The 25,121-nt window shown below is 70.2% G+C and carries 23 protein-coding genes; 12 read left to right on the top strand and 11 right to left on the bottom strand.

What is annotated here, in order from left to right; genetic code table 11:
• Nucleotides 1–17: 17 nt before the first annotated feature.
• The 5 genes from BH708_RS00560 to BH708_RS00540 all read left to right on the top strand — a co-directional run bounded on the left by BH708_RS00560 (nt 18) and on the right by BH708_RS00540 (nt 7,788).
• Nucleotides 18–1,598 (top strand): ABC transporter permease subunit, encoded by a 1,581-nt coding sequence (locus tag BH708_RS00560; RefSeq protein ID WP_076805747.1) that lies wholly within the window; start codon nt 18–20, stop codon nt 1,596–1,598.
• Nucleotides 1,599–1,611: 13 nt separating this feature from the next.
• Nucleotides 1,612–2,511, top strand: a complete 900-nt coding sequence (locus BH708_RS00555) for a sugar ABC transporter permease (RefSeq protein ID WP_076805746.1) — start codon at nt 1,612–1,614, stop codon at nt 2,509–2,511.
• A gap of 6 nt (nt 2,512–2,517) precedes the next feature.
• Nucleotides 2,518–4,476, top strand: a complete 1,959-nt coding sequence (locus BH708_RS00550; RefSeq protein ID WP_076805744.1) for a glycoside hydrolase family 13 protein — start codon at nt 2,518–2,520, stop codon at nt 4,474–4,476.
• 122 nt (nt 4,477–4,598) lie between these two features.
• Nucleotides 4,599–6,350, top strand: coding sequence for a glycoside hydrolase family 13 protein (locus BH708_RS00545; RefSeq protein WP_076805742.1), 1,752 nt, complete (start codon nt 4,599–4,601; stop codon nt 6,348–6,350).
• 142 nt (nt 6,351–6,492) lie between these two features.
• The gene (locus BH708_RS00540; RefSeq protein WP_076805738.1) at nt 6,493–7,788 is read left to right on the top strand and encodes a hypothetical protein; all 1,296 of its coding nucleotides are present in this window, start codon (nt 6,493–6,495) and stop codon (nt 7,786–7,788) included.
• Nucleotides 7,789–7,854: 66 nt separating this feature from the next.
• Here the strand turns inward: BH708_RS00540 and BH708_RS00535 are convergent, their stop codons facing one another.
• The 3 genes from BH708_RS00535 to BH708_RS00525 form a co-directional block, all read right to left on the bottom strand.
• A complete protein-coding gene (locus tag BH708_RS00535) occupies nt 7,855–8,613 on the bottom strand; it encodes an aspartate/glutamate racemase family protein (protein ID WP_076805737.1) in 759 nt (252 codons plus the stop codon).
• Nucleotides 8,610–9,953, bottom strand: coding sequence for a hypothetical protein (locus BH708_RS00530; protein ID WP_076805736.1), 1,344 nt, complete (start codon nt 9,951–9,953; stop codon nt 8,610–8,612). The genes BH708_RS00535 and BH708_RS00530 overlap by 4 nt, the downstream gene beginning before the upstream one ends.
• A gap of 112 nt (nt 9,954–10,065) precedes the next feature.
• On the bottom strand, nt 10,066–10,428 hold the full coding sequence (locus BH708_RS00525) for a hypothetical protein (protein ID WP_076810611.1): 363 nt from the start codon (nt 10,426–10,428) through the stop codon (nt 10,066–10,068).
• A gap of 442 nt (nt 10,429–10,870) precedes the next feature.
• Between BH708_RS00525 and BH708_RS00520 the strand changes: the two genes are divergently transcribed.
• Genes BH708_RS00520 through BH708_RS00510 form a run of 3 tightly spaced genes read left to right on the top strand, consistent with a single transcriptional unit; the run spans nt 10,871 to nt 14,158 of the window.
• Nucleotides 10,871–12,121, top strand: coding sequence for a glycosyltransferase family 4 protein (locus BH708_RS00520; protein WP_253705429.1), 1,251 nt, complete (start codon nt 10,871–10,873; stop codon nt 12,119–12,121).
• Complete coding sequence (locus BH708_RS00515; protein WP_076805734.1) at nt 12,118–12,879, top strand: TVP38/TMEM64 family protein; 762 nt, start codon at nt 12,118–12,120, stop codon at nt 12,877–12,879. The genes BH708_RS00520 and BH708_RS00515 overlap by 4 nt, the downstream gene beginning before the upstream one ends.
• Nucleotides 12,880–12,898: 19 nt before the next feature.
• Complete coding sequence (locus tag BH708_RS00510) at nt 12,899–14,158, top strand: glycosyltransferase (protein ID WP_253705428.1); 1,260 nt, start codon at nt 12,899–12,901, stop codon at nt 14,156–14,158.
• Here BH708_RS00510 and BH708_RS00505 read toward each other — a convergent pair.
• From BH708_RS00505 to BH708_RS00485, 5 genes are all read right to left on the bottom strand, one after another.
• A complete protein-coding gene (locus BH708_RS00505; protein WP_076805732.1) occupies nt 14,076–14,513 on the bottom strand; it encodes a heat shock protein transcriptional repressor HspR in 438 nt (145 codons plus the stop codon). The genes BH708_RS00510 and BH708_RS00505 overlap by 83 nt on opposite strands.
• A 124-nt stretch (nt 14,514–14,637) precedes the next feature.
• Complete coding sequence (locus BH708_RS00500) at nt 14,638–15,687, bottom strand: DnaJ C-terminal domain-containing protein (RefSeq protein WP_076805729.1); 1,050 nt, start codon at nt 15,685–15,687, stop codon at nt 14,638–14,640.
• Nucleotides 15,688–15,804: 117 nt separating this feature from the next.
• Nucleotides 15,805–16,467, bottom strand: coding sequence for a nucleotide exchange factor GrpE (locus BH708_RS00495; RefSeq protein WP_076805727.1), 663 nt, complete (start codon nt 16,465–16,467; stop codon nt 15,805–15,807).
• Complete coding sequence (gene dnaK / locus BH708_RS00490) at nt 16,467–18,341, bottom strand: molecular chaperone DnaK (RefSeq protein WP_076805725.1); 1,875 nt, start codon at nt 18,339–18,341, stop codon at nt 16,467–16,469. The genes BH708_RS00495 and dnaK overlap by 1 nt, the downstream gene beginning before the upstream one ends.
• A 513-nt stretch (nt 18,342–18,854) precedes the next feature.
• On the bottom strand, nt 18,855–19,532 hold the full coding sequence (locus tag BH708_RS00485; RefSeq protein ID WP_076805723.1) for a winged helix-turn-helix domain-containing protein: 678 nt from the start codon (nt 19,530–19,532) through the stop codon (nt 18,855–18,857).
• A gap of 72 nt (nt 19,533–19,604) precedes the next feature.
• On the opposite strand from BH708_RS00485, the gene BH708_RS00480 reads away from it, so the two are divergent.
• Nucleotides 19,605–20,837, top strand: coding sequence for an MFS transporter (locus tag BH708_RS00480; RefSeq protein WP_083713141.1), 1,233 nt, complete (start codon nt 19,605–19,607; stop codon nt 20,835–20,837).
• Nucleotides 20,838–21,206: 369 nt separating this feature from the next.
• Here BH708_RS00480 and BH708_RS20075 read toward each other — a convergent pair whose 3' ends face one another.
• A complete protein-coding gene (locus tag BH708_RS20075) occupies nt 21,207–21,395 on the bottom strand; it encodes a VOC family protein (protein WP_216639490.1) in 189 nt (62 codons plus the stop codon).
• Nucleotides 21,338–21,697 carry a VOC family protein gene (locus BH708_RS20575; protein WP_371329937.1) on the bottom strand — a complete coding sequence of 120 codons (360 nt, stop codon included), beginning with the start codon at nt 21,695–21,697 and terminating at the stop codon, nt 21,338–21,340. Before BH708_RS20575 ends, BH708_RS20075 begins: the two co-directional genes overlap by 58 nt.
• Before the next feature lie 631 nt (nt 21,698–22,328).
• Here BH708_RS20575 and BH708_RS00460 point away from each other — a divergent pair.
• Nucleotides 22,329–22,862: an ATP-binding protein gene (locus tag BH708_RS00460; RefSeq protein WP_076805716.1), complete on the top strand. Its 534-nt coding sequence runs from the start codon at nt 22,329–22,331 to the stop codon at nt 22,860–22,862.
• A 315-nt stretch (nt 22,863–23,177) separates the two neighbouring features.
• Here BH708_RS00460 and BH708_RS00455 read toward each other — a convergent pair whose 3' ends face one another.
• A complete protein-coding gene (locus BH708_RS00455) occupies nt 23,178–23,831 on the bottom strand; it encodes a hypothetical protein (RefSeq protein WP_076805714.1) in 654 nt (217 codons plus the stop codon).
• A gap of 125 nt (nt 23,832–23,956) precedes the next feature.
• Here BH708_RS00455 and BH708_RS00450 point away from each other — a divergent pair, with 125 nt between their 5' ends.
• Nucleotides 23,957–24,646, top strand: coding sequence for a TetR/AcrR family transcriptional regulator (locus BH708_RS00450; RefSeq protein WP_253705427.1), 690 nt, complete (start codon nt 23,957–23,959; stop codon nt 24,644–24,646).
• A gap of 65 nt (nt 24,647–24,711) precedes the next feature.
• Nucleotides 24,712–25,113 carry an MmcQ/YjbR family DNA-binding protein gene (locus BH708_RS00445; protein WP_076805712.1) on the top strand — a complete coding sequence of 134 codons (402 nt, stop codon included), beginning with the start codon at nt 24,712–24,714 and terminating at the stop codon, nt 25,111–25,113.
• Nucleotides 25,114–25,121 lie beyond the last annotated feature (8 nt).

The raw sequence follows: 25,121 nt of genomic DNA, 5'->3' as shown, positions 1-25,121 counted from the left end.
CGAAAGGCAGCGTCGCCATGTCCTCCACCCATGCGCCCGCGCATCGCGATCGCACCACCACCATCGGTGCGGTGCTGGTCCGTGTGCTGTTCCTCGGTGCCGTCCTCGCCGTGGTCGCCTTCACCGTGCCGCTGATGATCCAGCTGCAGCAGTGGATGTGGCTGGCCGTCACGGTCCTGTCCGCGGTCGCGATCTTCGTCCTGTACTCGACCAAGCGCTTCGTCCCGGGCAAATACCTCTTCCCCGGCACCTTCTTCCTGGTGGTCTTCCTGATCACCCCGATCATCCTCACGGTCGGGTACTCGCTGACGAACTTCGGAGACGGCACCCGCGGCACCAAGGAGCAGGCGATCGATTCGATCATCGCCAACTCGGTGCAGCAGACAGAGGACTCCACCTGGTACAACATGGCGGTCGGCACGAAGGGCGATCCGGTCGAGGGACCCTTCACGCTGTTCCTCGTGGACCCGGAGACGGGCACCGTCCACCGCGGTGACGAGACCACCTCGCTCGAGGAGGTCCCCGCCGACGAGGTCACCGTGACCTCGGGCTTCGTCACCGAAGCCGAGGGGTACACGATCCTGGACGCCCGCCAGGTCAACGCCGCCTACGACGCGCTGCAGCAGCTGGCCGTGCCCATCTCGGACACCTCCGCGGTGCGGGTCCAGGGGGCGAACCAGGCCTTCGAGGGCACCACGGTCCTCAGCTACGACGAGGCCACCGACACCATCACCGACTCCCGCACGGGCGAGGAGTACACGGTCGGCAAGATCGGCGACACCAAGTACTTCGTGAACTCCAGCGGCGAACGCGCCTTCGGCCAGTCCTGGCTGCAGAACGTGGGGCTGAACAACTACGAGCGCCTGTTCACCAACGGGAACATCGCGGGGCAGTTCGCCGCGGCGTTCGTGTGGACGCTCGTCTTCGCGCTCGGCTCGGTGCTGGCGACCTTCGTGGTCGGCTTCGCCCTCGCCCTGATCCTGAACGACCCGCGGATGAGGGGTCGGCGCCTGTACCGCTCGATCCTGCTGATGCCGTACGCGGTCCCCGGATTCATCTCCCTGCTGGTGTGGTCGAACTTCTACAACCGCGACTTCGGGCTGATCAACGAGACCCTGGGCCTGCACCTGGACTGGCTGGGCGATCCGACCCTGGCCAAGGCCGCGGTGCTGCTGACGAACCTGTGGATGGGATTCCCCTACATGTTCATCGTCTCCACCGGCGCCCTGCAGGCGATCCCCTCGGACATGACGGAGGCCGCCCGCATGGACGGCGCCAGCCGCCTGCAGACCACCGTCAAGGTCGTCACCCCGCTGCTGCTGGTCGCGGTCGCGCCTCTGCTGGTGGCGTCCTTCGCCTTCAACTTCAACAACTTCAACGCGATCCAGCTGCTCACCGAGGGCGGGCCGTTCCTGGCCGGGGAGTACACCCGCGGCGGCACCGACATCCTCATCTCGATGATCTACCGCATCGCCTTCGGCGGCTCGGGCGCGGACTTCGGCTTCGCCTCGGCGGTCTCGGTCGTCCTGTTCGCCCTGACCGGCGTCCTCGCGGCGATCCAGTTCCGCTTCACCAACATCCTCGAAGACGTCAACTGACCGGGAGCGAACGATGAGCACCTCCACCACCCCCACCCCGGTCAGCGCCCCGCGCCGGATGCCCCTCGGCCGTTGGATGTCCGAGATCGGCTGGCGTCACCTCGTCGGCCTGCTGGCCGTCGCCTTCGCCGTCTTCCCGATCCTGTTCGTCGTCTCGGCCTCGCTGAACCCGCTGGGCACCGTGTCCTCCTCGGGTCTGCTGCCGAAGGCGTTCAGCCTGACCCATTACCGGTCGCTGCTGCAGGGGGCCCACGGCCCGTTCCTGCAGTGGTACCTCAACACCGTGATCGTCGCCGGCGTGGTCGCCGGGGCGCAGGTGTTCCTGTCCACCCTGGCCGCCTACGCCTTCAGCCGCTTCCGCTTCACCGGGCGCCGCATCGGGCTGCTGACCCTGCTGCTGATCATGATGTTCCCGGCGTTCCTCGCGATGATCGCGGTGTACACGATGCTCTCCGGACTCGGGCAGATCATCCCCTTCCTGGGCCTGAACTCCCTGGCCGGCTACATCGTGGTGCTGCTGGGCGGATCGCTCGGCCAGGTATGGCTGATCAAGGGCTTCTTCGACACCGTGCCGAAGGAGCTGGACGAGGCAGCGATCATCGACGGCTGCAGCCACTGGCAGGTCTTCACCAGGATCCTGCTGCCCACGCTCACCCCGATCCTGGCCACCACCGCGCTGCTGGCCCTGGTCGGCGTGCTGAGCGAGTTCCTGCTCGGCACGATCTTCCTGACCGACGGTGACAAGAAGACCCTCGCCGTGGGCATGTACGGCCTGTTGCAGGGCGACCGCTCCAACAACCTGGGCGTCTTCGCCGCCGGCTCGGTGATGATCATGATCCCGGTGATCGTGCTGTACCAGTTCCTCCAGCGCTACATCGTCGGCGGCTCGACCGCCGGCGCCGTGAAGGGCTGAGCGGCCATGACGGAGCCTTCGAGCCTCGACGCCTCCGGCGTGCCGCTGCCCGAGCAGCCCCATCACGACAGCGGTCCCCTGTACGTGCCGACCTCGGCCCGACGTCTCGGAGACCTGGTGCGCCTGCGGGTCCGGGTGCCCGCCGCCTACCCGGCGCGCGCTCTCGCCCTGCGGGCGGTGGCCGACGGGGAGATCCTCACGGCGAGCTTCGAGATGGCGGAGGCCGACGCCGCGGGCACCTGGTGGGAGACGTCCCTGTGCCAGCGGAACCCGGTGATGGTCTACCGGGTCTGCGTTCTCGCCGACGCAGGGGCCCGGACCGCCTCCGGGGCGGAGGCGCCCTCCTACGCCTGGCTCACCGCCGCCGGGCTGATCCCCTGGGACGTCTCGGATGCGACGGACTTCCGGTTGGTCGCCCACCACCCGGCGCCGGACTGGGTCGACGACGCGATCGTCTACCAGGTCTTCCCCGACCGCTTCGCCCGCAGCGCGCAGGCTCCCACGGACGCCCAGGGACGCCCGGCACCGGCCGAGCTGCCCGACTGGGCGATCCCGATGGCCTGGGAGGACGAGCCCGCCGTGCGCGGGGAGATCACCGGCCGCCAGTACTACGGCGGCGACCTCGACGGCGTGATCGAACGGCTCGACCACATCGCCTCCCTCGGCGCCGACACCGTCTACCTCACCCCGGTGTTCCCGGCGGGCTCGGTGCACCGCTACGACGCCTCCACCTTCGAGACCGTGGACCCGCTGCTGGGCGGGGACGATGCCCTGGCGCGGTTGTCCCGGGCGCTGCACGCGCGCGGCATGCGCCTGGTGCTGGACCTGACCACCAACCACACCGGGGACACGCACGAGTGGTTCCGCGCCGCCCAGGCCGATGCCGACTCCCCCGAGGCAGGCTTCTACCTCTTCGAGCAGCATCCCGAGAGCTACGCCTGCTGGCTCGACGTGCCCTCGCTGCCCAAGCTCGACCAGCGCGATGCGCGACTGCGCTCCCTCCTGACCCGCGGCCCCGGCAGCGTCGTGGGCCGGTTCCTCGCCGAGCCGTTCGCCGTGGACGGCTGGCGGATCGACGTGGCGAACATGACCGGCCGCCACGGCGCGGTCGACCTCGCCCACGACGTCGCCCGCGAGATCCGGGGCACGATGCGCGAGGTCGCCGCCTCCACGGGCCGGGGGACCTGGCTGGTGGCCGAGCACGGTCACGACGCCACCGGCGACCTCGCCGGGGACGGCTGGCACGGCACCATGAACTACACGGGCTTCACCCGCCCGCTGTGGGCCTGGCTCGCCGATCCGGGCAGCACCCTGAACTGGCTCGGCCTGCCGATGACCCTGCCGAAGCTGTCCGGCACCGCGATCGCCCGGACGCTGCGCGAGTACAACGCGCAGATGCCCTGGCCCTCCCGCATGCATTCCCAGAACCAGCTGGCCAGCCACGACACACCGCGCACGCGGACCGTCGTCGGCAGCCGGGAGCGCCAGCTGTCCGCGATCGCGGCACTGGCGACCCTCCCCGGGGTGCCGACGGTGTTCGCGGGCGACGAGCTGGGCGCCGAGGGCGTGACCGGCGAGCACGCGCGCACCCCGATGCCCTGGCGGGCGATCGAGGAGGCCGACGGCGAGAAGATCGACCTCGAGGTGCTCACGGCGACCCGGGCGCTTCTGGGTGCGCGCCGGGAACAGGTCGCTCTGCGCCGCGGCGGCCTGCGCTGGCTGCACGCGGGCACGGACACGCTGGTGTACGCGCGGACGCACCCCGACGGGGACGTGGTGGTCCATCTCGCCCGCGCCGCCCATGACGAGATCACCCTGGATCTCGCGAACCTGTCCGGGCCCGGTCCTGCCGCCGTCCTCGACGGCGTCGGCGGGGCCCGAGCCCACGTCGGCGACGGCGTCCTGCGACTGTGGGCCGAGGACGCCGGCGCGAGCCTGACCCGCATCGAGCGCCCCACCCCCTGACCCGACCGACCCTCTGATCCGCGCCACCTTTGACCTGCGCCGTCGTGTCCCAGCCGGCCCCACGGGCCGGGACACGGCCGCGCCCCGCACCACCACACACCCCGCACCTCCGGAAGGACCCCATGACCACGCAGACACCCACCGCCCCGCAGAACTCGACCACGCTGCAGAGCACTCCCGCGTCCCAGGCCGCGGGCGAGAAGAGCGCCCCGGACCCGCAGTGGTGGCGCGACGCCGTCGTCTACCAGGTCTATCCCCGCTCCTTCGCCGATTCGGACGGCGACGGCATGGGTGACCTGCCCGGCATCACAGAACGCCTTCCCTACCTGCGCGACCTCGGCGTCGATGCGATCTGGCTCTCGCCGTTCTACACCTCCCCGCAGCACGACGGCGGCTACGACGTCGCCGACTACACGGACGTCGACCCGCGCTTCGGCACCCTGGCCGACGCGGACGATCTCGTCGCCCGCGCCCACGGGCTGGGCCTGAAGGTGATCGTCGACATCGTCCCGAACCACTCCTCCGATCAGCACGAGCTGTTCCAGCGCGCCCTGGCCGCCGACCCCGGCTCCCCCGAGCGTGATCTGTACGTCGTCGCCGACGGCCGCGGCGAGGACGGTGAGCTGCCCCCGAACAACTGGACCTCGATCTTCCACGGCCCCGCCTGGACCCGGATCACCGAGGCGGACGGCACCCCCGGCCAGTGGTACCTGCACATCTTCGACACCACCCAGCCGGACTGGAACTGGAAGAACCCGAAGGTCCACCACCTGTTCGAGGACGTTCTGCGCTTCTGGCTGGACCGCGGGGCCGACGGCTTCCGCGTGGACGTCGCCCACGGCATGGTCAAGCCCGACGGGCTGCCGGATGCCTCCGTGAACGCCGAGGGCCTGATCGACATCCCCGACGGAGAGGTGCCGATCTACTTCGACAACGACGGCGTGCTGGAGATCTACCGTCGGTGGCGGCCGATCCTGGACTCCTACGAGGGTGACCGCATGCTCGTGCTGGAGGCATGGATCCCCGAACACCGCCTCCCGCTGTACATCGGGGAGGACAGGGCGCACCAGTCCTTCAACTTCGGGTTCCTCCAGGCCCGCTGGGGCGTTCCGACGATGCGCGCCGCGATCGAGAAGCCGCTGGAGCTGGCCGAGGCCGTGGGCTCCCCCACCACCTGGGTGCTCTCGAACCACGACGTGATCCGGCACGCCTCCCGCTACGGCTTCGCCCCGGACCACCGCTTCGGCGAAGGGCTGCGCCGGGACGAGGTGCCCGATGCGGAGCTGGGCCTGCGCCGGGCGCGCGCCGCCACCGTGCTGATGCTGTCCCTGCCCGGGGCCGCCTACCTCTACCAGGGCGAGGAGCTCGGCCTGCCGGAGGTCCGCGAGATCCCCGACGAGCTGCGCGAGGACCCCTCGCACCTGCGCGCGGGCGTACCGGGGCGCGACGGCTGCCGCGTGCCGCTGCCCTGGCGTCGGGACGCCCCGGCCTTCGGCTTCTCCCCCACCGGGAAGAGCTGGTTGCCGCAGCCGGAGGAGTTCGCTCCCCTCGCCGCCGACCAGCAGCTCGGTGTGGACGGCTCCGTCCTGGAGCTGTACCGGAAGGCCTTGCGGCTGCGCCGTCAGCTGCGCCTGGGGGAGCTCGGCGACAGCACCGGCGTGAGGTTCGAGGACTCCGCGCCCGAGGGGGTCCTGATCCTCGATCGCGGCGATGTGCGGGTAGTGGTCAACACCACATCGGCTCCGGTGGCCCTCGCCGAGGTCACCGGTGCGTCCGGCGCCGAGGTGCTGCTGCGCTCGATCCCCGCCGCGACGGGCGACGAGGAGCAGACGGTCGCCGCCGACAGCGCCCTCTGGCTGCACCGGTCCCGCTGAAGGAGCTTCCGACGACGGCGATGGCCGGGCGATGACCGGGAGACGGTCGGGGCAGCGCTCGCCGCGACGGCCGAGGAGCCGACGGCGGCGTCGGCCCCGGACCTGGGCTCGGCAGGGGAACCGCGCCATTAGGATCGTCCCTATGCCGCACCCCGAGCCACACCCGCCCCATGCCACCGCGCCCCGAGCGGAGTCGTCCTCGGCCCCCGGGGGATTCGACCTGGTGCTACTGGGGTCCGGACTCGGCGTCTACACGCTCGCCCGCGCCTTCCACGAGGAGTACGGCGTGGTGGCGACGGTGCTGACGAAGGTGGGCATCGAGCCGATGCGCCGCTCCGTCACCTGCGACGTCCGCGAGCTCGGGGCTTCTGCGAGCAACGAGGACCTGATCGACGCCGCGCTCGGCCTGGCCGCCGAGCGCGGCGGGGTCCGTCCCCAGCTGCTGCTGGCCAATGCCGATTCCCTGGTGCAGCTGATGAGCGATCATCGCGAGCAGCTGGCGGAGCACTACGTCATGCCGATGCTCGAGGCGGACACCCTCGAGCGCCTCTCGGACAAGGCGGAGTTCGCGCGGCTGTGCACCGAGCACGGGGTCGCCACCCCGCGCACGGAGGTCATCGACCTGGGCGCACCCCGGGAGCCGGACTGGCAGCCACCGCGAACCTCCATCCCCTTCCCGGTGGTCATGAAGGCGGCCCGCACCGCGGACATGGCCGGCGTGCACTTCGCGGGCAAGAAGAAGGTGTGGTTCCTCGGGGATCTCGAGGAGCTCGCCGAGCTGGTGCGCTCGATCGCCGAAGCCGGCTACACCGGTCGCCTGGTCGTCCAGGAGCTGATCCCCGGCGACGACACCGCGGAGGGCTCGATCACCGCGTACACCGATGCCGCCGGGCGGGTGACCCTGCTGTGCTCTGCGCGGGTGCTGCTGGGCGAGCACACGCCCGATGCGCTGGGACGACCGGCCGCGATGATCACCACGCCCTTCGACGATGCGCTCGAGCAGGCTCGGGGTCTGCTCGAGGAGACGGGCTACCGGGGCTTCGCGAACTTCGACGTCAAGCGCGACCCGCGCGACGGGACCTGGAGGTTCTTCGAGGTCAACCCCCGCATCGGGCGCAACAACTTCTACGTCTCCACGGCCGGGGCGAACGTCTCCCGCTTCGTGGTGGCCGACGCCATCGAGCACCGCCGCATCGAACCGGTCACGCAGGTCGACGAGATCCTCTACTCCCTGGTCCCGATGCCGCTGCTGATGCGCTACGTGCGCGATCCCGCCCTGAAGCGCTGGGTGCGCACCGTCGCCCGGCGCGGGGTGCGCAATCCGTGGACCTATCCGGCCGACGGACGCTGGGCGCGCCGCTACGCGCGGATCGTCGCCCTGAACCACGTGCGCAAGTTCCTGCGCCACTACCCCCGGCCGACCGACTCGGGGTTCTGACGGCGGCTGTGCGCAGACCCGGCCGCCGGCGCCCCGCCGCGGACCGGCGCGACGCCCGCGGGTCGCTCACCGGAACAGCTCGGTGAGCTCCTTGCCGGCCTGGCGGACCGTGATGCGGGCGAGCTCGGTGAGCGAGTCGACCAGTCGCGCGTCGCCGCGGTATCCATGCTGGTCGTACACGACCGACAGCTCGGTGCAGCCGAGCACGGCGGTGCTCGCCCCCTGCTCGAGCGCCCGGTCGATGCAGGAGTCGAAGAGATCCAGGTCCACCGGGGCCCCGGCCTTGACCTGCCCGTAGATGAGGTGATTGATGTCGTCCTGCAGGGCACGGTCGGGGACCAGTGACGTGCCTCCCTGGGCGGCGATCGCCTCCTGGTAGACCTCGGCGTGGATGTTGCCCTCGGTCGCGAAGACGGCGATGGGCGCTCCGGCAGCGCTCTCGACGGCGGTGCGAGCGGTGGTCTCGACGATGCTCAGCAGCGGGACGGTGGTCGCCGCCTCCACCTGGCGCGCATAGTGGTGGGCGGTGTTGCAGGGCAGCACGAGCAGGTCCACCCCGGCGCGTTCGAGCATGACCGCGTCCCGGACGATCACCGGACCGGGGTCGGGAGCCCCGGGCTCCAGGATCCCCGCCGTCCGGTCCGGGGTGGTGGAGTGCTGGGAGACGAGCAGGTCCACGTGCTCCTGGTCGCTGCGGGCCGCGGTCGCGCGGATCAGCACGTCCAGGAACACCGAGGTGGCCGCCGGGCCGAGCCCGCCGAGGACGCCGACCACGGGGCGGGACCAGTCGGTGGGGTCGAGCCGGCCGCCGATCTCCTCGCTCATGCCTGGTCCTCCGGGACCCCACCGGATCGTCGGCGCAGCAGGCGGGCCAGTCGGTCACCGCCTTCGGGCCGGTAGTAGCGCTGGAACTTGAGCACGGAGTTCAGGGCCGCGGCCAGGGCGTACCGGCGTCGGGCCGGCGCGGTCTCGACGCCGGGATAGTGCAGGGGATTGCCCACGCGCCCGGCCCGCAGCACGCGGCGCAGCCGGGCCTTCTCCTCGGGAAGGGTGGTGTAGCGCTTGACCAGGGCGATCGGGACGACCGTGTAGAGCACCTCGGGCTGGTCCTGCACGATGCCGTCCTCGCCGATGCCGGAGCCCGCTCCCTGCTCGGGAAGGGCGTCGCGCAGGTGCTCGTCGACGTACCAGGTGACGGGATTGTGGCCGCCGGCGGTGACGTAGTAGTTGGAGCGCCCCAGGCGGGGGTTGAGCTCGAAGAACTTGGTGCGGCCGTCGCGCCGGTCGTACTTCAGGTCGAAGTTGGCGTAGCCGGTCCAGCCCAGTCGGGTGCACAGGCGCTGGGCCTGGGCGACCATCTCGCGGTCCACGCCGGTGATGATCGCGGCGGGGTTCCCGATCGCCCCCGGGGCGTGCTCCTCCAGGAGAGTCCGCCCCCAGGAGGCGAAGCGGACCCGGGACCCGGCGTCGCAGTAGACGGTGAGGATCCGCATGTACTGGTCGTCCCCGGGGATGCGGTCCTGGACGATGACGGACTCGCGGTACCCGGCCGCGCGGATGGTGTCCAGCAGCTCCAGCAGGGCCTCGCGGGTCTCGACGGTGTGGACCTTGTTCTTCCCCGGGAAGGAGATGCGCTTCCACTCGGAGACCTCGGCCGGCTTGGCGATCACGGGGAACTCGAACGGCACCTCGAGGTCGCCGGGGACCTCCTCGGCGAGGTCCACCACCAGCGTGCCCGGATGGTCCACCCCGAGGTCCTGGCAGAGCCGGGTGAAGTTCTGCTTCCCGGTGGCCTCCGTGAAGGCGTCCATGCCGACATAGGGGGCGATGTAGCGCGGGTCCAGGCCGATCTCGTCGCGGAGACGGATGATGGGCTTGACGGTGGCGTCGGCCGAGCCGAGCAGCAGCAGGGGACGCCCCGGATGCCCGTCTGCGACCTGCTGCAGCACCGGGGCCAGCGCCTCGGCGTCGAAGGGGTCCTCGCAGCGCACGTTGTCGATGAGGGCGGAGGTCCCGACCACCCATCCCGCCAGGCGGGAGATGACCACGGTGCGGATCCCGTACGCCTCGTGGAAGGCCCGTGCGAGGGAGTAGGCACCGATGTCGCCGCCGACGACGACGGGCGTGAAGTCGGCGGACTGCGAAGACGGTGCGTTCTCAGGCATGCCGGCCAGTCTAGCGACGCCCCGGTCCCGTTCTCCCGACGCTCGCCGCAGCAGCACCGGTGCCGGAGGGAGGGATCACACGAGCACGGACCTCGCATCCGCACGCGCCTGCTCACGCGCGCGGCAGCTCGTGGACGTGCTCGTCGAGGTCGTCCCCGGAGACGCCGGTGACGGCGGTCAGCAGCAGCACGGTGTCCGCCAGCGCCACCACGGATCGCCGCCGGAGGGGGAGTTCGTGCACGTCCCCACTGGTCAGGTCGAACGGATCGTCGGCGGTGACCCGGAGCGCACCGGTGAGGACGTAGATCGAGGCGGGCACATCGGCCTCGTGCTCGGCCAGTCGCGTGCCCTCGAGCAGGGCGATCACGGTCTGCTGCAACGGGCCACTGCGGATCACGTGCTCCGCGTGGTAGCCGGTGCTCGATGCCCGGGCCCTGTCGATGGCGATGGTGCCCGCAGTGGTCAGTGCAGTCATGACGTCCTCCTCGACGATGACGGTCACTCATCGTATCCCGATCGCTGCGGGACCCTGGAGCCGGCGATCCGCAGGACCGGTCGACATCATGCCGGATCGGTCGACATCCTCCGGGCCCCTCCCTACCCTGACCGGTATGAGCACACCGCACCTGACCCTCGCTTCGACCGCGACCCCCGAGGGCGGCGTCCTCTCGCCCCAGCAGCTGGCCTCCGCCTCGCTCACAGCCCATTATCAGGTGACGGGCTGATTGACCAGGGGGGAACACCCCGCGACCTGTCGGGCGCGCCCCGTCGTCGTCCCCGACCTGCGACCGTAGTCTCGAAGCATGAAGTCGACCACATGCCGCACGGAGCGCGCTGAGCGAAGATCAGACCTGGGTCTGACCCCGTTCATCCGCTCGGAGGACGCCGACAGCGCCTCCGGGTGCGAGTCTGCAGGGGTGAACCTGACCAGCATGCGCCCCGCCGAACGGACCGGCACGTCGCAGCGCCCGCTGCGGGTGCTGCTGACCACCGACTGGTGGGAACCCGTCGTCAACGGGGTCGTCGCCTCGGTGGCGACGCTGCGCCGCGAACTGCTGGCTCTCGGCTGCGATGTCCGCGTGCTCACCCTGTCCCCGGGGATGCGCACCCGCAGCGAGGAGGGCGTCTACCGGATCGGCTCCGTCTCGGCGGGACTGTTCTACGACCGGGCGCGCGTCGGGATGCCCGCCGGCCGCCGGATGCTGCGCGAGATCCTGCGCTGGGGGCCGGACGTCGTCCACTCCCAGTGCGAGTTCTCCACCCACGTGTGGGCGCGCCGCATCGCGAAGTCCCTCGGGGTGCCGCTGGTGCACACGTACCACACCATCTACGAGGACTACACGCACTACTACTCCCCCAGCCGCACCGTCGGCCGGAAGGTCGTCGCGACCTTCTCGCGCCGAGTGCTGGCGGGGGCCGACGCCGTCATCGCCCCGACCGCGAAGGTGGCCTCCCTGCTGGACGGCTACGGCGTGCACCGGCCCGTCCACGTGGTCCCCACCGGCCTGGACCTGCAGCGCTTCCGCCCGGCCCGCACCGCGGCCGAACGCGCGGACGCCGCGGCCCTGCGGGAGCGGCTCGGCATCACCGCCGGACAGAAGGTGCTGGTCTCCGTGAGCCGTCTGGCCAAGGAGAAGAACCTCGACGAGGTGCTGGACCTGGTCGCGGAGGCGGGGCGCGAGGACACCGTGCTCGTGCTGGTCGGCGAGGGGCCGTACCGCGCCGAGCTCGAGGACCGCGCCGCGGCCCTGGGCATCGCGGATCGGGTCCGCTTCCCCGGTGTGGTCGACCCGGCGGAGGTCCAGCGCTGGTATCGCATCGGCGACGCCTTCGTCAGCGCCTCCCGCAGCGAGACCCAGGGGCTGACGTTCATCGAGGCCCTGGCCAGCGGTTTGCCGCTGCTGTGCCGCCGGGACCCCTCCCTGGCCAGCGTCGTGATCGCCGGGCGCACCGGGTGGCAGTTCGAGACCGCCGGCGAGTTCTCCGCCCGGCTCGATGAGCTGCTCGATGATGCTCCGCTGCGCCGGGGGATGTCCCTCGCCGCGGCCGAGCACGCCCGGGCCACCTGCGGTGCGCAGGAGTTCGGCCGCGCGGTGCTGGGGGTGTACCAGCAGGTGCTGCGTCGCCGCAGTCCGCAGATCATCGCCTCACGGACGGTGGTCGCATGAGCACCGCGACCGGATCCGTCCCCGCCGTCTCCGCCCCGCCGCGCGTCGCGGGGACCCGCAGCGCACCGACCGTCCGGCCGCCGCGTGCTGATCCCGGCTCGCGGGGCGATGCCGGTTCACGGGGCGATGCCGGTTCGCGGGGCGACGCCGGTTCGCGGCTCGCACCTGCCGGCCGACGGGACCCGCTGCGCATCGCGGCCCGCCTGTCCCCGCTGCTGGGCCTCGCCGTCAGCATCGGCCTCGTGACCTGGGGTCTGCAGACCGGGGTGCTCGGGTCGTTGGAGAGCCTGCGGGCGTTCATCGATTCCCTGGGCATGTGGGGACCCGCCGTCTTCGGGGTGGTCTGCGCAGCCCTGGTCGTCTTCCCCGTGATTCCCGGCGGCCTGCCGGTCCTCGCCGCCCCCGTGCTGTTCGGCCCCGTCGAGGGGATGCTCTACAGCTACGTCGCCGTCTGCGCCGGCCTGATGCTCAACTTCGCGATCGGCCGGCACGTCGGACTGGGGCTGATCGAGCGGTTGGTCGCCCCGCGCACGCTCGAGAAGTTCCTGGGCTGGACCCGCCACCGACGGTTCAGCCGCGCCTTCGCCCTGGCGATCGCCCTGCCGATCGCACCGGACGACCTGCTGTGCTACGTCGCCGGCACGACGCGCATGCGGTGGCGCGACTATGTCCTGATCATCCTGCTGGGCAAGCCCTGGTCGCTGATCCTGTACGGCCTCGGCGTCAGCACCGTCGTCCTGCGCGTCCTGCCCTGGTGAACGGAGAACCATCATGTACATGAGATCCCGCGCCGTGAGGCGCCCCCGTCGGCCCGGGGGCCGCTCGGCGCAACGTGCCCGCACGGCCCTGCGCGCGGCGCTCTCGACCCTGCCCGGCCGCCATCCCCGAGGCGGAGTGCGCCCCGATCAGCCGCTGCGGGTGCTGATGCCCCGCGGCCTGGGGAGCCTGGCCCGGCAATCCGGCATCGGCGCCGCCATGCGCCATCAGGAGACCGCCGTGCGCTCCCTGGGCCACCAGGTGGTCACCAACCCGCTGCGCCCCTTCGACGTGGTGCACCTGAACACCCCGTTCCCGGACACGCCGCTGATCGCGCGGTGGGCCCGGCTGTGGCGGCGCCCCGTGCTGATGTGGGCGCACTCCACCGAGGACGACTTCCGCGACTCCTTCCCCGGCGCCAACGCCGTGGCCCCGCTCTTCCGCCGGTGGCTCGCGCATCTGTACCGCCGCGGCGACGCCGTGGTCACCCCCAGCGAGTACTCCCGCGAGCTGATCTCGGCCCCGAAGTACGGCCTGTCCGCCCCGGTCCACGTGCTCTCCAACGGCGTGGACACCACCTACTTCCGCCCCGATCCGAGCGCCCGCGAGCGCCTGCGGGCCTCCCTCGACCTGCCCCAGGACGCGACGGTCGTGATCAGCGTGGGCATGCAGCTGGTGCGCAAGGGGATCCTGGACTGGGTGGAGGTCGCCCGGCGCCTGCCCGAGGTGACCTTCGTCTGGTACGGGAGCACCGATGAGCGCCTGTTGACGGCGGACGTCCGCCGCGCCCTGGCCACCGCCCCCGCCAATGCCCGGTTCCCCGGATACGTGAGCGCGGAAACGCTGCGCGAGTCCTACTGCGGCGCCGACGCCTTCTGCTTCCTGACCAAGGAGGAGACCGAGGGGATCGTGCTGTGGGAGGCGCTGGCCTGCGAGGTGCCCGTGCTGGTGCGGGCGATCCCGCTGTACCGGGACCGGATGCCCGACGGCGTGCTCACGCATCAGGTCGCCGGGGACGGCCCGGGATTCGCCGGGGACGTCGCGGAGCGGCTGTCCGGGCTGCTGGCCGGGGAACTGTCCGATCTCACCCGCGCGGGCCGACGCGCGGCCGAGGACGTGGACCTGCACCAGGTCGCCCGCGACCTCCAGCAGATCTACGACATCACGGGCGTGCGCCCGCACCGGCTGACGCGACCGGTCACCGCCGACGCTGAGGTCGCCACAGTACGAGCGCTCCCGACTCGCGCCGCTGGGGACGCTGACCGCGGCGCAGCGCGCTGATCTCCCCGTCCCGGTCCGCGGCGAACACGCGCCGCTGCGCGGGGGTCAGGGAGTCGAGCGACTCCTGGACGCTCTCGAGCTGCTCGACGAGGTCGGTGACCTCGTCCTGCAGCTCGAGGATCCGCTTGATGCCGGCGAGGTTGATGCCCTGGTCCTGGGAGAGGCGCTGGACCTCGCGGAGCTTCGCCACGTCGCGGGCGCTGTAGCGCCGCCCGCGGCCCAGGGTGCGCTGCGGGGAGACCAGCCCGATGCGGTCGTACTGACGCAGGGTCTGGGGATGCATCCCGGAGAGCTCGGCCGCCACGGAGATCACGAACACGGGGGCCCGCTCGTCGATGCGGTGCTGAGCTGCCATGTCGGTGATTCTCCTTCCTTCGCGTGGTCCTCCACGTCGTGCGGCCGGTTCCGGAGCCGTGGCCCCCACGGTGCCACGGCGGGTGCCGCGGCTCCGCGACGCGCGGGGCCACGCGCCGGGACGCTCAGCGCGCGGCGGCCTCGGCGAGCCCGGCGCGCGGATCCTCGTCGGCCAGGGCCTCGCGCAGGTCCTCGACCGCCTTCTTGGCGGCCCCTTCGACATGCGTGGGGACCGCGACCTGCACGGTGGCCAGGAGATCGCCGGTGGTCTTCTTCGTCGCGATGCCCTTGCCGCGCACCCGCAGGGTGCGGCCCGAGGGCGTGCCGGCCGGGATCTTCAGGGTCACGGAGCCGCCGTCGAGCAGGGGCACGGGCACCGTGGCGCCGAGCACGGCCTCGTCGAAGGAGACCGGAAGGGTCAGGTGCAGGTTCGCGCCCTCGCTGCTGAAGACGGGGTGCTCGTCGACGTCCAGCGTCAGCAGCAGGTCGCCGGCCTTGGCACCGCCGGGGCCGGGACGACCCTTTCCGCGCAGGCGGATCTTCTGCCCGTCGTGCACGCCGGCGGGGATGCGGGCGGTCAGCGAGCGTCCGTCGACGCTGAGGCGGATCTCGGTGCCCAGCGCCGCGTCCCGGAAGCTGATCCGGGTGCGGGCGGAGAGATCGGAGCCCTTCGCGGGGGCGCCCCCGGAGCCGGCGGCGCCGCCGGGGAAGCCTCCCCCGCCGCTGAAGCCGGCCGACCCGCTGCCCTGGCCGAACATGCGCAGGATGTCGTCGAGGTCCGGGTTCCCGGCGCCGCCGGCGGTGCGCGCGCCGCCGGGGCCGGGGCGGCCGGCGCCCGGGAACCCGCCGCCCTGGCCGCCGCCGAACATGGAGGAGAAGACGTCCTCGAAGCCGGCGCCGCCGGGTCCGCCCTGGCCCGCGGAGAATCGAGCGCCGCCGGAGCCCATGGCGCGGATCGCGTCGTACTGCTCGCGCTGCTCGGAGTCGTTGAGCACCGAGTACGCCTCGCCGATCTCCTTGAACCGCTCCTCGGCCTTGGCGTCACCGGGGTGGTGATCGGGGTGGTACTTCCGGGCCTGGGTGCGATAGGCCTTCTTGATCTCCTGCGCGCTCGCGTCCTTCGAGACGCCGAGGACCGCGTAGAAGTCCTTGTCGAGCCAGTCCTGGGAGGACATGTGCGTCTCCTTCCGAGAGCGTCAGGAACTTCATGGGGTGTGGGGTGGAACGGGTGCGGGGCCTGCCGACCGGTCTTCGGCCGGCAGGCCCCGCACTGCCTGGGGTGGCTCCGCCGGTCAGGCGGGGCCGCGGGTCCCGACGCGCGCCGGGCGCAGCACCCGGTCGTTCATCGAGTATCCCGGCTGGATCACCAGCGAGATGGTCGCGGTCTCGACGTCGTCGGCGTCCTCGTGCATGAGGGCCTCGTGGACGGTCGGGTCGAACTCCTCCCCGACCGCGCCGAAGCGCGTGAGCCCGTGGGTGGCGAGGGTGTCCTCGAGCTTCTGGGCGATCGCGTGGAAGGGTGTGCCCTCGGCGATGTCGCCGTGCTGGCGCCCCGCCTCCACGTCGTCCAGGACCCCGATCAGCGAGGTCAGGACACGGCCGACGGCCGCTTCCTTGCCCGTCTCTGCCTGGGCCTCGATGCGCCGGCGCGAGTTGACGTACTCGGCCTGCTCGCGCTTGAGCTCCTCGGAGAGCTCGGCGACCTTGCCCTCCAGCTCGGCGACGTACCCAGCATCGGCCGGAGCGGACTCCTGCCCGCCCTCGGCCGCCTGCTCGTAGAGCGTCGCGGCCTCGGCGTCGATCGGGTCCACCGGCTGCGCCGGATCGGCCGGGGTGTCCCCGGCGGGACGGATGCTGCCGTCCTCCGGGTTCACCTTCCTCTTGTCGGTGAAGGAGAACCTCGGCTCGCCCTCCGGGCGCTCAGCGTCGTCGGGGGTGCTCCGGTCCTCGGTCATCACTTCTTCTCCTCGTCCTCGTCCACGACCTCCGCGTCGACCACGTCATCGTCGTCCGAGGATGCGTCGGCGCCGCCCTGAGCAGCACCCTCGGCGCCCTCGGACCCTTCGGCGCCCTCGGCCTGCGAGTAGATCGCGGTGCCGACGGCCTGCAGGGCCTCGTTGAGGCCGTCGCGCTTGGCCTCGAGGTCCTCCGTGGAGGCATCCTCCTTGGCCAGCTCGTCCTTGGCGTCCTTGATGGCGTCCTCGGCCTTGGTCCTGTCGGCGTCGGAGATCTTGTCCTCGTTGTCCTTCAGAAGCTTCTCGCCCTGGTAGACGAGCTGCTCGACGGTGTTGCGGGCGTCGGCGTTCTTCCGGCGCTCCTCGTCCTCGGCGGCGTGCGCCTCGGCGTCCTTCACCATGCGGTCGATGTCCTCGTCGGACAGCGCGGAGCCGCCGGTGATCTGGATGGACTGCTCGTTGTTCGTGCCGCGATCCTTCGCGGTCACGTGAACGATGCCGTTGGAGTCGATGTCGAAGGTGACCTCGACCTGCGGGATGCCGCGGGGCGCCGGGGCGATGCCGGTCAGCTCGAAGGTGCCGAGCATCTTGTTGTCCCGGGTGAACTGACGCTCGCCCTGGAACACCTGGATCGCCACGGAGGGCTGGTTGTCCTCGGCCGTGGAGAACACCTCGGAGGTCTTGGTCGGGATGGCTGCGTTGCGCTCGATGAGCTTGGTCATCACGCCACCCTTGGTCTCGATGCCGAGGGACAGCGGGGTGACGTCCATGAGCAGGACGTCCTTGCGCTCGCCCTTGATGACGGCGGCCTGCAGCGCGGCGCCGACGGCGACGACCTCGTCGGGGTTGACCGACTTGTTGGGCTCCTTGCCGTCGGTGAGGTTCTTGACAGCCTCGGTGACGGCCGGCATGCGGGTGGAGCCGCCGACGAGGACCACGTGGTCGATGTCGGAGACCTTGATGCCGGCATCCTTGATCACCTGGTGGAAGGGGGACTTGGTGCGCTCGAGCAGGTCCGAGGTCATGTCCTCGAACTGGGCGCGCGAGAGCTTCTCGTCCAGGTGCAGCGGGCCGTTCTCCGTCATCGACAGGTACTGCAGCGAGATGCTGGTGGAGGTGGCCGAGCTCAGCTCCTTCTTGGCCTGCTCGGCGGACTCCTTGAGGCGCTGCAGCGCGATCCGGTCCTTGGAGAGGTCCACGCCCTCCTTGTTCTTGACCTGGGAGATCAGCCAGTCGACGATCTTCTGGTCCCAGTCGTCACCGCCGAGGCGGTTGTCACCGGCGGTGGCCTGGACCTGGACGGTCGAGCCCTCGTCATCCTTGCTCACCTCGAGCAGGGAGACGTCGAAGGTGCCGCCACCGAGGTCGAAGACCAGGATCTGCTCGTCGTCGTTGCCCTTCTCGAGGCCGTAGGCGAGAGCCGCGGCGGTGGGCTCGTTGATGATGCGCAGGACGTTGAGACCGGCGATGGTGCCGGCGTCCTTCGTCGCCTGACGCTCGGCGTCGGAGAAGTACGCCGGGACGGTGACGACCGCATCGGTCACGGACTCGCCCAGGTAGGACTCGGCGTCCTTCTTGAGCTTGCCGAGGATGCGCGCCGAGATCTCCTGCGCGGTGTACTTCTTGTCGTCGATCTCCGTGCTCCACTCCGTGCCCATGTGGCGCTTGACGGAGGAGATGGTGCGATCGACGTTGGTGACGGCCTGACGCTTGGCGACCTCACCGACGAGGACCTCGCCCTGCTTGGAGAAGGCGACGACCGACGGGGTGGTGCGGGAGCCCTCGGCGTTGGCGATCACCGTGGGCTGGCCGCCCTCCAGGACGGAGACGGCGGAGTTGGTGGTACCGAGGTCGATTCCGACGACACGGGACATGGGTGCCTGCCTTTCTGCGGCGGATGTGCCGCAAGGTGGTTCGTGCGATACCGCCCGACGGGACCCGGATGCCCGGTGCTCCGCCCAGCGGTTCCGCCGGCCGCCGGGGCCGGCGGCAAGACTTGAGCTGTACGCACTCAAGTAGAGGATCCGTCGAGATCGTTGTCAACCTGAGGGTCATCGAACTTGAGTACACCCCACTCAACCTTGGGGGAGCCGCAGGTATTCCAGGCACGAGGCGACGTGGGGCGGATCACAGTTGTAGGTTCCGGGACAAGTTGGCCAGTTCCGGGTTTCTTGGCCCGTGCGTGTCAGATTTCCGGCGCATCTGTCAGACGGGCACGATGGACCTCCACGGGCGGATGCGAGGTGTTCCTCCGGTACCGCACCGTCGCCGACGACGAGGTCGCGACGGCGCCGATACCGGCGCGTGCCGATCTGCTCATCGAATGGTGTCTCGCATGATTTGGGCCCACCGACGGCGCAAGCTCGTCGAACGCCGAAGAGTGCTGCTCATCCGTTCGCCGGGGGCATCGGCAACAGAGCCCCCATGACGAAATAGGGCGTGGCGCTGCCGGTTGCGCGTGTCGGGTCCGCCGAGCTCAGGGCCTCGTCGAGTGCCTCGTGAAGTCGGAGCCGCACCCGGTGGGCTTGTTCCTGATCGAGCCAGAGCACTGTGTCTGCGAACAGGAGAGGGTCGCCCTGGCGTGTCGCCGAGGGGAGCAGATCGGTAGCCCACACCTCCCCGGCACGGGTGCATGCGACGACTCGATCGTGACGCGGGGCGGCGAGCAGCGCTGCGGTGTAGGCCCGGGCCAGGTTCTCCAGGAGCGGCCGGCCGTAGGTGTCGACACGATGCCGGATGTCGTCATAGCGCATCGCAGACATCGGCACCCGGTAGCCGTCGTGACTGGCGCGGTACACCTTGACCGCTCGCCCTGCCCGCGGCCGAGTCGCCACCACCTGCAGGAGTCCTGCGTCGACCATCCGCCGCACCCGGTACAGCAACGCATTCGGCGACACCTCCAGCTCGGCCGCGACCTGGCTGACTGTCACCTCGCGACCCAGGAACGGCCGGAGGAACCGCACCCGGTGGGGATCGGTCAGGATCGCGACCTGGGCAGGATCCGTGACTTCGTGCAGTGCATCGACGTCGATGTCATCCCATGGCGGCGCGCTCCGCGCAGCCACGGAGTCTCGGCTCGTAGCGCTAGGTGAATCGCCGCCTACCATTTCACTCAGACTAGACGAGACCGTCGCTCCATGCCTGTTTCTTCGATGGGGAGAACTCCAGCCGGCCGCCCACAGACTCTGCTGCGGGACCGTCGGATCGCCCTCGTCTGGACCGCCGGCCTCATCGCGTGGATCGGTAGCCATGCGATGTTCGTGGTGCTTCCATTCGTGGTCTTCGACAGCACGTCCTCACCCGGCGCCACGGCGCTGACCGTGCTCGCGTCGGCTCTGCCGCCGGTGCTGCTGGGACAGTTCGCAGGTGTCGTCACGGACCGCGCGGACCGGCGTCGGGTGCTGCTCGGAGCGAACCTTGCGCTGGCCGTGCTGACGATCGGCCTCCTCTTCATCGGCGACTGGGGATGGATTGCGGTGCTGTCCTTCGCGCGCAGCTGCGTCGCTCAACTGGTGGGGCCCGCTGAGCATGCACTACTGCCCGAGTTGGCACCCAATGATCGGCTCGGCGAGCTCGCGAGCCTCAACACGCTCAACAACACGCTCGCGCGTCTCGTGGGGCCCGCCTTTGGCGGAATACTGCTAGCTGCTGCCGGATTCAGCGGTGTCGTCTGGCTCGTCGTGGTGTGCCATGCTCTCTGTGCGGTCTTGGTCTTCGCCGTCGATCACCGGTCCCCCTGGACGGAATCCGACCAGGCCGGTCCGGGCATGTTGGCCCAGTGGCGAGAGGGCGCGAGGATCGCGAGACAGCAGCCCGTACTCCGCGTTCTCATGCCGCTGGTGGTGATGATGGCATGGGGAGAAGGGTTCGTCTCCGCTCTCCTCGCGCCCTTCACACGTGAGCTCCTGAACGCCGGTCCGGATGTGCTGGGTTGGATTCTCTCCGCTCAGGCCGTCGGCGGTGTATTCGGCGCACTCTGGTCAACTCGCGTGGCGGACCGACGGCCTCCGTTCCATCTGCTCGCGGTCGCGGCGCTCGTGGCTGGGATACTGCTGCTCGTCGTCTTCACGTACCCACTCGGATACCAGGCCGTGTGGCCGGCGGTGGCCCTGACCACACTCGCCGGCGCCCCTTTCGCCGTCGTGGCGGCAATGCAAGGAACCTTGCTGCAGACCCAAAGCCCACCGGCCGCTCGCGGCCGCGTATTTTCCCTGTTCTGGGGCGTGACCTCGCTGGCGCAACTGCTCGGCATCGGTCTGGCAGGCGTACTCGCCGAGCGTTTCGGCAGCGTCGTCGTGGTGCTCGACGGCGTCGGCTACGTCATCGCAGGCCTTGCCGGCCTCGCAGCGGCACGCCGCATCAATTGGTGAAGCTCCAAAGGCGCGCCGAGCTCGTTCGCCCTCTGCTCGAGCCCCGCCCAGATACTCCGATCACGCAGCGATGGGACGCAGCGGCACGGTCCGAGGGCGCATCGGTCCGCACGCAGCGTCGCTGGATGAACGGGTACCGCGACGGCGGCCTGGCAGGCCTCGCCGACAGCCGCATGACGGGACGGTATGCCCGCGGGATCGATCCTCGGTGGGACGCGGCGTGCGTGGCCGTGCCGAAGGATTACACCTCAACTCAGACCAAAGACCGCTGGGCAACGACTGACTGATGATCTCACCAATCACATCGCACACCGCTCGCTCAAGTCAGACGGCCTTTAGCCACAGTTGGCGCTCAAGCCGGGTCATTTATCATTCCTGAGAAGTTGGCGGATCGGCGTGGACCCCCGCAAGCAGTCCCGTGGACTGGCCGATCTCGATGTAGTACCCGTCGGGATCGCGCAGATAGTTCCGGATCTCAGCCTTCCGATCAAGCGGCTCGGTCACGAAGCTCGCACCTTGAGCCAGAGCGTGCTCGTAGAACTTCGCGATATTTGCCACGCGGATATTGAGGAAACTGGAGACCGGATCTCCCTCTTCGGGGGGGGGCGCAGATCGATGCCTGGCTTGTCAGGAGTAGGGCCACCGCCCGGGTTCATGATGATCCAACTGTTCGCGAGCTTGATCGTTGCGGGATTTTCTTCGAAGACGATCTCCGCCCCAAAAACTCGCGTATAGAAGTCTAGTGAAACGGCGACGTCGCGTACTGTCAGAAAGTGCGTGACCAAGAGGCCTTCTGTCGGTGCGGGGAATCCTCCCGCAGCCCCCGCTGGCACGTCACCTGGTTGGGCATGTGAATTCATGAGTCCTCCTTATTGTGGGCCCAATTCGGGCCGCTTTGGACGTGAGCCCACGTGTTGTCGACACAGCAGCGTCTGCCAAGGGGACACCTGCACCGACAGGCTGGCTGTAGAGATCTGTTGTCCTGCAGCCGCAGAGGTCGCCGCCGCGAGCACGGCTCGCGAGCCCGGTCCGCTACCGCGCGCCAGAAGCCCGGCGCACCGACGATGACTCAATGACCCGTCTCCCCGTCCTCGACAAGTCCCACCCGGAGGCATGGCGCGAACTGGGGGCGGTGGCTGCGACCGTGTCCGCGGCCGCCGGAACAAGCGACATCGCACCCCGGTCACGATCTCGAGGTCGTCGATGATCTTCCAGGGACCGTCGTTGCGGACCAGCTCGGCCTTGAACAGCGAGTTGAAGGCCTCGGCCAGGGCGTTGATCGCGCGAGAACCTCCAACCGTTGTCGATTCTCGAAGAACGCGGCCGTGGCAGATCGTGGATCGCGTACGCCCGCGCCATCGACAAGCCGGTCTCGTTCACCGACCCTTTCAGACGGGATCCGTGACGCTCTGCTCCTCGAGCGGGCACTCTCCTCTGCCGCGGCGGGAGGACCGTTCCATGTCCAGGAATCGCGGACGCTACTGTCGGGACATGGCACTGACGCTGATGTGCGGTCTCTCCTTCGCCGGCAAGAGCACGCTGGCAAAGCACCTTGCCCGGGAGCTGCCCGCGCAGCTGATCAGCCTCGATCTCCTCAATGCGGAACGTGGTCTGGACGGCGGCCAGGGAATCCCGCCCGAGGAATGGGCCACGACGAATCGGCTCGCTCATGAGCGGGCACGCGTGCTCCTCGCGCACGGTCATCATGTCGTCCTCGACGACACCGGGTCGCCCCGCTTCATCCGGGACGCCTGGCGCGCGACTGCGGAGGCCGCTGACGCGCCCTTCGCTCTCATCTGGGTGCAGATCACCCTCGACCTGCAGCGCGAACGCGTCCGCGCGAACAGAGAAGCGCGAGGACGTCTCGACGTCACCGACGCCGTGCTTCATGACCACGCCGCGAGTTTCGAACCTCCCATCGACGAGGACGCGATCGTCGTCGACGCACGGAGCACGGACGACCCGGAACGTGTCAGGGTGATTGCCCGGGCCCTCTCCCCCGCTCGGGTCGAAGACGCCGAGTGAGCAGCGGGGAGCGGCCCTCGTGGGCTGCCCGGCCGCCACACCAGGGCATGCCGGTCTCACGAGGTCCGCTCTGCGCGGGAGCGCTCGCGCCACCGCTCCACACCGACGACAGCGACGTTCACAGACATGAGGATCGCAGAGGAGGGGCCGCCCGCTCCCGCGCCCCGATCGACAGCGGGCGCCTCGCCACCGGAGAGCGGTGCGTTCATGGCAGAACGGTGAGCAGCACGCCGGGCACCAGCAGCAGCGGCTTCCACCAGATGAGGAGCAGATGAGCCCCATGGGGACGGGAGGCATCGAGCGTATGGGCCATGGTCAGTTTCCGGCCGCGTCGAGCAGCCAGTGGTAGCGCAGGCGCAGGGCACGCTCCGTGCTGGCGAGCGCGGCCGCGAGGGCGAGGCTGATGGTCAGCCACAGCGGCAGGCGGAACAGCGGCTCGACGGTCCCGATCCGCTCCGCGATCGGCGGGATCCGCAGGATCGGCACGGCGATCTCCTGGAGCAGCAGCGCCACACCCACCAGCAGGGCCACGATCGAGACGGCGCCCACCACGCGGCTCAGCACGGGCCGACGCTCTTCGAAGCGGGCTCGTCGGCCCTCCGCGGACCGAGGATCCGGGGTGAGCTGGTGCTCCGTGCCGTCGTCGGCGACGACATGGCAGCGCTTCAGCCCGAAGCTGCTGGCGGCCACCTCGATCGTGCCGCCCTCGACGGGGAACAGCGCCGGGGCCCGCGCGACGGCGTGCTGGAGCCCGTCGCGGTAGAGGTGCACCATCACGGTGCCGTTCTCGTCGGTCTTCCACTGCCTCACATCCACGGTGTACCGCACGGGGCCCTCGACGGGAACGGGACGATCGAGGTGGAACATGGACCGGCCGAGCAGCTGCCACCAGCGGAATCTCCGGAGGGCACTGCCATCACCGGGCTCGATCCGCTTCACCGCACGACGGCGACGCCACTGCTGGAACATCGGGGCCTCCTCGGCACTCGGTCGTCGGACCAACACGCTGTGCGGGTCGAGCTGTCTGCACGCTAGCACGCTGTTCTAGTACGCTGTATCGCACGAAAGTCGGGGGACGGATGAACGAGGAGCGGATGAATGAGTCACGGACGGGCGACGAGCGTCTCCTCGGCCAGCAGAAGAACGACCAGCAGGAGATGCCCACCCGGGAGCGGATCCTCGCGGCGGCCGCCGCGATCATCGGCGAGGACGGGGTCGCCGCACGGCTGAGCGTGCGCGCGGTCGCCGCCCGGGCGGAGGTGAGCTCGGGCTCCCTGCGACACCACTTCCCCACCCAGCAGGACCTGCGGGACGAGGTGATGCGCCGGATCTTCGACTGGATGATGCCCGAGAGCAGCATCAGCGACACCACGGTCCCGGCGCGGGACCGGCTGGTCCGCAGCCTGCGGGAGGTACTGGACATGGGAGGCACGGGGCCTCGGGCGCGCGAGTCGATGCTGCAGATGACCGGCTCGTTCATCGCGGCAGAGCACACCGAGTCCGTCCGCGAGGCCTATCTCGCGGCACAGCGGGACGGGCAGCGCCGGATGGAGGGGTGGCTGCGGGTGCTGGCCGAGGAGGTCTCCGTGCCCGAGCAGGACATTCCGCGCCGCGCGCGCTTTCTGGGCACCGTGCTGAACGGCCTTGCGCTGGAGCGGGCTCTGCCTGCCGAGGACTCGCTCGTCCAGGTCGAGGTCGAATCGCTGTACGCCGCGGCTGACGCCGTGCTCTCGACGGGCGCAGCGACGACCTCCGACGGGCCCGGGGCACCGTCTCCGCGGTGATGTCGTCGCCACACAGGAACGCTACGATCCTGGAGCATCCGCAGCCGACATCCCGAGGGAGCGACATGGACGGTGAGACCCTGCAGGAGACCGCCCGCACGCGCGCCGAGGAGCTCCCGGCAGTGGAGCTGACCCGTCCCTTCGGGCCCGAGCACGACGTGGCCAAGGTCGTGGGGAAGATGTTCCTCCTGCTCACCGAGGTCCGCGGGAGACCGATCGTGGTTCTCAAGGCGGACCCCCGGGACTCCGAGGCGCTGCGACAGGCGCACCCCGACATCACGCCGGGCTATCACATGAACAAGCGGCACTGGATCACGCTCGAGCCGGGCGAGGACCTGGACGAGGAGATGATCCGGGAACTCGTCACCGAGTCCTATCTTCTCGTCGTCGAGCGCCTGCCACGGGCGAAGCGTCCGGTGGATCCGGCAACCGTCGGCCCGCGTCCCGACGGTTCGTCGGCTTCGTAGGCTCCGCC

Origin of the sequence: Brachybacterium sp. P6-10-X1, assembly GCF_001969445.1 — a bacterium.
Taxonomy (GTDB): domain Bacteria; phylum Actinomycetota; class Actinomycetes; order Actinomycetales; family Dermabacteraceae; genus Brachybacterium.
The sequence above is the reverse complement of the archived record's forward strand: the minus strand, read 5'-3'. Positions and strand labels throughout refer to the sequence as shown.